The 5800-nt window shown below is 38.9% G+C and carries 5 protein-coding genes and 1 tRNA gene; 5 read left to right on the forward strand and 1 reads right to left on the reverse strand.

Features of this window, described 5'->3' with window-relative positions:
* On the forward strand, window positions 1–1096 hold a 1096-nt coding region (gene cas12k / locus CK510_RS25090; RefSeq protein ID WP_211293299.1), incomplete at its 5' end, for a type V CRISPR-associated protein Cas12k.
* 1010 nt (window positions 1097–2106) lie between these two features.
* Here the strand turns inward: cas12k and CK510_RS25095 are convergent.
* Window positions 2107–2178: transfer RNA gene (locus tag CK510_RS25095), tRNA-Thr, on the reverse strand.
* A gap of 346 nt (window positions 2179–2524) precedes the next feature.
* On the opposite strand from CK510_RS25095, the gene argF reads away from it, so the two are divergent.
* From argF to CK510_RS25115, 4 genes are all read left to right on the forward strand, one after another.
* Window positions 2525–3445, forward strand: coding sequence for an ornithine carbamoyltransferase (gene argF / locus CK510_RS25100; protein ID WP_095724270.1), 921 nt, complete (start codon window positions 2525–2527; stop codon window positions 3443–3445).
* 433 nt (window positions 3446–3878) lie between these two features.
* Window positions 3879–4484, forward strand: coding sequence for a transcriptional repressor LexA (gene lexA, locus CK510_RS25105; RefSeq protein WP_095724271.1), 606 nt, complete (start codon window positions 3879–3881; stop codon window positions 4482–4484).
* Window positions 4485–4658: 174 nt separating this feature from the next.
* Window positions 4659–4892, forward strand: a complete 234-nt coding sequence (locus CK510_RS25110; RefSeq protein ID WP_095724272.1) for a hypothetical protein — start codon at window positions 4659–4661, stop codon at window positions 4890–4892.
* 86 nt (window positions 4893–4978) lie between these two features.
* Window positions 4979–5800: DEAD/DEAH box helicase family protein (locus tag CK510_RS25115; protein ID WP_143289427.1), on the forward strand; the 822-nt coding region annotated here is incomplete at its 3' end.

The following is a 5800-nucleotide window of genomic DNA, read 5'->3' on the forward strand; positions in this document are numbered from 1 at the left end:
CAATACTATTCTGGTAGGCTTTTCATTTATTACTCTTTTATTTTACACCATATTCTTAAAAGAGTCGCACCCAAATCAATTTGGGCGCGTCTGTGTAAAATTCAGTGGCTTGAGTGAGCATACTTTTCAAATTTATTGTGATTCTCGACAACTGCAATGGTTTCAACGCTTCCTAGAAGACCAACAAGTTAAGAGAAATAGTAAGAATCAACATTCTAGTGCTTTGTTTACCCTGCGTAGTGGTCGTATCTCTTGGCAAGAAGGAGAAGATAAAGGTAATCCCTGGAATGTTCACTATTTAACCCTTTATTGTTCTGTAGATACTCGTTTGTGGACAGAAGAAGGAACAAATTTAGTTAAGGAAGAAAAAGCAGAAGAAATTGCCAAAATTATTACCCAGACTAAAGCTAAAGGCGATCTAAATGATAAACAACAGGCACATCTCAAACGCAAAAATTCCTCTCTAGCCAGAATCAATAATCCTTTTCCTCGTCCTAGCCAACCTTTATATCAAGGACAATCTCATATTCTAGTTGGTGTGAGTTTGGGTTTAGAAAACCCTGCCACAATTGCAATAGTGGATGGCACTACAAGTAAAGTTTTAATATATCGTAATATCAAACAAATATTGGGTGATAATTACAAACTACTTAACAAACAAAGACACCAAAAACACTTGTTATCCCACCAACGCCATATCGCTCAAAGGATGGCAGCACCAAATAACTTTGGAGATTCAGAGTTAGGGGAATATATAGATAGATTACTGGCAAAAGAAATTATTGCGATCGCTCAAACATATAAAGCTGGCAGTATTGTCCTACCAAAATTAGGCGATATGCGAGAACAAGCCGAGAGTGAGATTAAGGTTAAAGCTGAACAAAAATCAGATTTAGTAGAAGTCCAACAAAAATATGCCAAACAATACCGAGTTAGCGTCCATCAATGGAGTTACGGTAGATTGATTACAAACATTCAAAGTCAGGCAAATAAAGCAGGAATTGTCATTGAAGAGGCAAAACAACCGATTAGAGGCAGTCCACAGGAGAAAGCGAAAGAATTAGCAATAAACGCCTATCAATCTCGAAAAGCCTGATTGACAAAACACCGAACCATGAAAATATAATAGGAATTAACAACAGCGCCGCAGTTCATGTTTGTTATAAACCTCTGTACTGCGATAAATGCGGGTTAGTTTGACTGTTGTGAGACAGTCTTGCTTTCTGACCCTAGTAGCTGCCCACCTTGATGCTGCTGTTCCTAGTGAACAGGAATAAGGTGCGCCCCCAGTAATAGAGGTGCGGGTTTACCGCAGTGGTGGCTACTGAATCACCTCCGACCAAGGAGGAATCCACCTTAATTATTTATTTTTGGCAAACCAAAGCGAGGTCAATTTACCTGGGGTTCTGCCAAAAGTCCACATCCCTTGTCTAATCTGTGTTTCCGATGTTTGGATGCTTCGATAATGTTTCCTTGAGAGGAAAAATTAGAGCAGATTTACGACATCCGGCAAAATTGCTTTTGGAAGTGTCTCTACATAAGGGTTTGGTCGGGCGGAGTTTCAACACCCCTCCCGGAGTGAGATGGGTTGAAAGCTGCCATTTTTATTTATTGCTAGTTGCGAACATTGGTTTCAACACCCCTCCCGGAGTGAGATGGGTTGAAAGGTTCTCTCCCCAGCAAATATGAAATTTTACTCATCGTTTCAACACCCCTCCCGGAGTGAGATGGGTTGAAAGTAAAGGCGAAACAGCACCTTGTCCTGTGACTTTTAGGTTTCAACACCCCTCCCGGAGTGAGATGGGTTGAAACACATTGTATTCAAAAAATATTTGAAAATCTTCAGGTGGGTTGAAAGATCGGAAGGTCGTCGGTTTAATTCTGACAAAGCCTATAATAGTAAACAAACTATTGACATTGAGAGACAATAGTTTGGCAACGCGGACAAATAATTTGGCAAGTGACAGCTACTGAAAATGCCACATGCAAATAGCAGTGACATTTAATTTGTTAACGGTGACACTAATTAGTTAAAAATGACATTAATCTGTTAACAGTGACAAATAATTAGTTAATGTACAAAAGATTCTACAATAAGTCATTAAAAGCCGGCAGTAGGATTTGAACCAACGACCTTCCGATTACAAGTCGGATGCACTACCACTGTGCTATGCCGGCAAAAACGAGGTTTTTGAGAGCTTTATTAAACAAATAGCTTATTTAGCTCACCAGTTAAGAATTATATCATAGCTGAGTCAAATGTAAACCGCAAATCTAAAAAAAATCTGAGTATTCAGGAGACACCCAATACCCAATCATAAATTATCTGTCTGAAGAGTGATTTCCTTAAGGCTTAAAAGTATGTTTATCTTGATACGGCTAAATTTGTATAATTCAGACAAATCATTGACAGATATCTGAAATCTTGGTTAAAGCAAATAAATACCTAGCAAGTTGAAAGCGCTATTTTTAAGCATGACTAGGTATAGCAGTAAAAAAGTACTATTTTTTAAGCGTTAAAAGCATGGCAGCGTTGATTGGACGAGATTTATTAAGTTTGGCAGATTTGACGACTCAGGAAGTGCAAGAACTCCTCACATTGGCAACCCAGTTAAAATCAAAACAGGTACAGTTGCGATGTAATAAAGTATTAGGACTGTTATTCTCAAAAGCCTCTACTCGAACGAGAGTGAGTTTCACAGTTGCGATGTACCAATTAGGAGGACAGGTAATTGATTTAAACCCAAATGTAACTCAGGTAAGTCGTGGAGAACCCATACAAGATACAGCCAGAGTCTTGGATCGGTATTTGGATGTTTTAGCAATCCGCACTTTTGCCCAGCAGGATTTAGAAACCTTTGCAAGTTATGCCAAAATTCCTGTGATTAATGCGCTGACAGATTTAGAACATCCTTGCCAAGTTTTAGCTGATTTAATGACAATTCAAGAAAGTTTTGGCGATTTATCTGGTTTAACCTTAACCTATGTAGGTGATGGCAATAATGTTGCGAATTCGCTGATGTTGGGTTGTGCTTTAGCTGGGATGAATGTACGCATAGCGACTCCTGTGGGATACGAACCAAATACGGAGGTTGTCGAACAAGCAAGAGCCATAACAAATAATAAAACATCTGTGACTGTCACCAACGACCCGGAAGCGGCTGTAAAGGGTGTAAATGTACTTTATACTGACGTTTGGGCAAGCATGGGACAAGAACAAGAAGCAGACGATCGGATGCCAATTTTTCAGCCCTATCAAATTAATGAAAATTTGTTAAGTATTGCTGACCCTAACGCAATTGTTTTACACTGTTTACCAGCCCATCGTGATGAGGAAATCACCGATGCGGTAATGGAAGGTTCCCAGTCCCGAATTTGGGAACAAGCCGAAAATCGAATGCACGCTCAAAAAGCTCTGCTTGCTAGTGTTTTAGGAGCAGAATAAAAACAAGGAGTGGGAAGTTGGGATTGGAAAGTATACTAAAAATGGTTGGAAACTGGACTTTGGGGAGATATCGAGGGGTAAAATAATGTGCAGCCTCACATAGAATTGATGTAGTATAAAAAAAAAGCAGAAATCACGTTTCGCTTGATTTTTGAATTATGTTCTATTCTTTTGCTGCTAACTGACAACAAAATAGCCAAAAAATAGCTTAAACTGACACCCTAGATACATTTACTCTAAATTTCCTCTCACTCCTGTTAATTCTCACCCCAAATTTAAGTGTTTCCAACCTGTACTTTCCTCCCTTCAAAAATGGAAATCGGAAACTTAGAAATAAAATTTAAAAAGAAAATTTTAAAAAGTATGGTGCTTAATTGATTTTTGTAGTACTAATGTTCTTAGGACATTAGTATTTTTTTCATCTAGAAATATTATGGAACGACTTACAGAAGCTCAACAGGAATTGTATGAATGGTTGACAGAATACATCCGTATTCACCAGCATTCGCCCTCTATCAGACAAATGATGTACGCGATGAACTTGAAGTCACCCGCACCAATTCAAAGCCGTCTAGAGCATTTACGCACCAAAGGCTATATTGACTGGAATGAGGGTAAAGCTCGAACACTTCGGATTTTGAAAAATAAAAAGCAGGGGATACCGGTTTTAGGAACCATTGCTGCTGGTGGTTTAATCGAACCGTTTACCGATGCTGTCGAACATGTTGATTTTATGAATATGTCATTGCCATCACAAACCTACGCTTTGCGGGTAGCGGGTGATAGCATGATTGAAGATTTAATTGCTGATGGAGACTTAGTATTTTTGCGTCCGGTTCCGGAACCAGAGATGTTAAAAAATGGTACTATTGTCGCGGCTCGTGTGGATGGTTATGGAACTACCTTGAAGCGATTTTATCGTAATGGCGATCGCGTAACTCTCCAGCCAGCAAACCGCAAATATACACCGATTGAAGTTAGCGCGATGAACGTACAAGTTCAAGGTACGTTAGTAGCTGTGTGGCGTGGTTGCAACTAACGGTAGCAAACTACTAATACCATTTTGATAGAGAAATTTCTATGGGATTGTAAAATTCAAACCTGTGGTGGGATTTTTGATTACCTGTGGCAAAATCTCAAATCCACAAAATTTCAAATCTAAATGGCATAAGAAAGTACTTACTGTTTGTTATGACTGTTTGTTGTGTGAGTTATGCCCAAATTCTTATATCTTCGAGGTGAGTTGTTATTTTGTGGTGGATTAAATTTACCTTTTTTAGAAATGGCTCACTTAATTTTGATTCTCTATCATAGCCATTGTATTCCCATTGGGATTTTACGGGTTATGGATGAAGAACCAATTAGAAATGAGCAAAACAAAGCAGATTCTGGGAATTTAGCCAAAGCCATAACTTACACAACGAGTTTCATTTTTGCCTGTGACTAATAGTAAATTAATAAATACAAGGAGGAAGTATGCAAAGTCAATAAACTCAAGTCATTAATTGTATTTCCCATTTTCCCTCAGTTTATATGTATAAAACGAAAACCAGGGTAAAGCATCTACCAAACGACGAAGTACCAACCTTTAGACTGACAACAAAATTATCAATATTCGGTAATAGTAATGTATTGAGTACTGTTGCCGAACCGAAAGGTAACTATAAAACCAATTCCCAATCATTCCCAGGTTGTCCACAAATACCAACATCTCTGCAATTGCGTACTTACCAACGTCAAGCCATCACAAACTGGTTTGCAAATAACGGTAGAGGTACTTTAAAAATGGCAACAGGTAGCGGTAAAACCATTACAGCGCTAGCGATAGCCTGCGAACTCTACAAACAAATTAACCTGCAAGTATTATTAATCGTATGTCCTTACTGTCACTTAGTTACCCAATGGCAGCGTGAATGTCAAAAATTCAACCTGCAACCAATCTTAGCCTTTGAAACAGCCCGTAATTGGCAAAACCAACTATCAACCCAACTTTACAATATCAATTCGGGTTCCCAGCAATTTCTCACCCTAATTACAACCAACTCCAGCTTCATGGGTGAAAGTTTGCGATCGCAACTCAAATACTTACCAGAACGTACACTAATTATAGGTGATGAAGCGCATAACTTAGGCGCAACAAAACTCGAAGAAAGCCTACCTCGTAACGTCGGTTTGCGATTAGCATTATCAGCAACACCCGAACGTTATTATGACGAAGATGGCACGCGATCGCTATTTGACTACTTTGGGGAAGTATTGCAACCCGAATTCACCCTCAAAGACGCAATTAACCAAGGTGCTTTAGTCCATTATTTGTATTATCCAATCCTTGTAGAGCTAACAGAATTAGAAAGT

It is taken from the genome of Brunnivagina elsteri CCALA 953 (genome assembly GCF_002289455.1).
GTDB lineage: Bacteria > Cyanobacteriota > Cyanobacteriia > Cyanobacteriales > Nostocaceae > Brunnivagina > Brunnivagina elsteri.